This is a genomic window from Nocardioides sp. (assembly GCF_050699375.1).
GTDB lineage: Bacteria > Actinomycetota > Actinomycetes > Propionibacteriales > Nocardioidaceae > Nocardioides.
The window spans coordinates 1-1957 of record NZ_JBOHDN010000323.1 but is presented as its reverse complement, the minus strand read 5'-3'; the positions used below and the strand labels follow the sequence as shown (position 1 = coordinate 1957).

Annotated in this window: 2 protein-coding genes; both read right to left on the bottom strand. The window is 63.9% G+C overall.

Annotation, left to right across the window (positions count from 1 at the left end):
- Positions 1 to 476: 476 nt before the first annotated feature.
- Entirely contained in the window at positions 477 to 743 is a 267-nt protein-coding gene (locus ACRDPS_RS22450) for a MafI family immunity protein (RefSeq protein WP_431503885.1), read from the bottom strand.
- A 9-nt stretch (positions 744 to 752) separates the two neighbouring features.
- Positions 753 to 1957: RHS repeat-associated core domain-containing protein (locus ACRDPS_RS22445; RefSeq protein ID WP_431503884.1), on the bottom strand; the 1205-nt coding region annotated here is incomplete at its 5' end.

The window sequence follows — 1957 nt, the reverse complement described above, 5'->3', positions numbered from 1 at the left end:
CCGAGGAATTTCCCGAGAGCGTCGAGGTCACCCCGATCCCGGGCGCCAACCACTCGCTCGTCGTCGGCAAGCGCGGCCCGCTCAGTCAGGCCGATGCCGACGCGATCCTGGTCGAGTCCACCCTGGAATGGCTCGTCCGCGAGGTCATCGCCTAGGCATGTCTGGCAAATCCACGACCGCTACGCGGCGTTTCGCATCCGATCTGGCTGCGTTGCCGCCACTCGACAGCCTCCAGGATGCCTTCCCTCCGGAGGTCCGAACGAAGTGGCCTTTGCCAGATCGACCCGAAACGTCCGTGTCCTTCACCGCACCTGTACGCACCTCGAACGGGTAATCGGGACGGACTGATCCCAAGATGTCTTGGATGCAGTCCTTCACTCCGACCGCGATGGTGAATCGCATCATGACCCGATCGTTCCCTAACCCCGCGCGAAACCGGCTCCGTAGTCATAGTGGTCACCGCTCAGCGCGAGCATTCAGTCGTCCACCACTAGTTCCGCGATCCGCGCAACTAGGGCTTCTGAGCCCATCTCAGCAGACATCTGCTGGAGTCGGGTGTAGTACCGGGCGGTCACGAGAACGTCGTCCTCATAGATCCACGAGCAAAGTGTGTCGAACGCCAAGGCGAACTCCCCGGCCTGCAAAAGCTCGCGTACCGCCTCGGCACCGCCATCGGAGATCAACTGCGCATCCTCCAGAAGGGCGCGCAATTCGGAGCGGTATCGCATTGGGTCCATCGGCATGACGTCCTTCTACTGGAACGGGAATCCTGTGACGATCCGGTCGTTCACCGGTTCGAAGATGACCCTGACGTTAACGCCATCCACGACGCCCTCAATTTTCCAACGGGTTGGGTCACCGTTCTTCGTGAGGAGAGCTCCGGCCTTACCAGTCTGCTGGGTCCAGTTACTGCTCGGGCTTGTCGCAACCTCGGCGATGCTGTTGAGGATCCTCTCGGTGTCCCAATCTGGCGGAAAGACAGTCTTTCCGGGTTGGCCGGGCCACTTATGTCCCCCGCCGGTGCGGTTCCCGCTGATGATGTGATATTGCACGTCGCCGTCGATCAGGTCGCGACCGGGTCGACAAGGCGACAAGCCCAGTAGGTCCGTCGTGACCGTCGGGTTCGATACATACGCTGATGGATTCGGAGCAGGTGCGAGGCCGAGCGGGTCTTGCGAGAGATAGCGGCCCGAGGACGGGTCGTAGTAGCGGTGATAGTTGTAATAGAGGCCGGTCTCGTCATCCGCATACTGTCCGGCAAAGCGCAGCGGCGACGCCGATCCCGCCGCCGAGACACCCCAGATGTTGCGCCTCGCGTGCCAGACCAGGTCGCCGTCGGTGTTTACCAATTCGGAAGGTGCGCCAGCGAGGTCAGTGACGATGGAGTAGAAGCGTGCGTCGACCTCGTCCTGAATGAGCTCGACTTGGGCTAGGGGCTGGTAACTCTCGTACGCCCACGAGAGCGTGTTCCCCCCTCCACCGGTCTGCTCAACGAGGACGATGCCGTCCCAGGCGAAGTCGGTCTGCTCGACAGTTTCGCCGGCCTCGTCGTGGCGACGCTTGGCGACCCGGCGGCCGAGGGCGTCATAGAGGTAGGTCCAGCGGGTGCTGTCGGGGGTGCGTACGGCGGTGAGGCGGTCGTTGGCGTCCCATTCGTAGATCCAGGTGTCCGGTTTCTCCGAGATCTGGGTGCGGGTGTGGCGGGTGAGGCGGCCTTGGGAGTCGTAGGCGTAACGGCTGCGACCGGCGCGGGTGAGGAGGGTGCCGTCGTAGTCGCGGCGTTCGGCGTCGCCGCTGCCGGTGGTGGAGCGGGTGATGTTGCCGAGGGGGTCGTAGGAGTAGGCCTCGGAGACCGAGTCGTCGAGGGCGACGGTGGTGATGCGGTCGGCGAGGTCGAGCTCGAAGCGGCGGGCGCCGGTGAGGCGGTCCTCGACGCCGATCAGGCGGCCGGCGGACT

Bases quoted from the DNA above. Each gene is read 5' to 3' on its own strand.
- ACRDPS_RS22450 (WP_431503885.1), bottom strand. From the start codon at position 743: ATGCCGATGGACCCAATGCGATACCGCTCCGAATTGCGCGCCCTTCTG.